This is a genomic window from Candidatus Kosakonia sp. 282A-S69, assembly GCF_029433855.1.
In the GTDB taxonomy this organism is placed as follows: domain Bacteria; phylum Pseudomonadota; class Gammaproteobacteria; order Enterobacterales; family Enterobacteriaceae; genus Kosakonia; species Kosakonia cowanii_A.
This window is the reverse complement of record NZ_JAROAU010000005.1, coordinates 1,746-1,994: the sequence shown is the minus strand read 5'-3', so window position 1 is coordinate 1,994 and position 249 is coordinate 1,746. Positions and strand designations below refer to the sequence as shown.

The 249-nt window shown below is 31.7% G+C and carries 1 protein-coding gene; it reads left to right on the top strand.

Going from position 1 to position 249, the window contains the following annotated elements:
• Positions 1-249 (top strand): hypothetical protein (locus PU683_RS20765; RefSeq protein WP_277174506.1); only part of this gene is annotated, 249 nt, incomplete at both ends.

Sequence of the window (249 nt, the reverse complement as noted above, 5' to 3'; positions counted from 1 at the left end):
AATCAGTTTCTATATGACGATACTGTAAAACTTTTTGAGTTGACTAATAAAGTGCGTTCTGAAATGAGTGAAGGATCTTATTCTTTTGGAATGTCATCTGATATTGTTGTTCTTCTTCGGCTTTATGATAATTTACGGTTTTTATATGAAAATTGCTTATGGTCTGTTTCTTTTCATGAATTTCATCAATATATACGAAACTCAATGAGCCTACTAATTGAAAAGGCTGAATATGAGCGAACGAGGGAT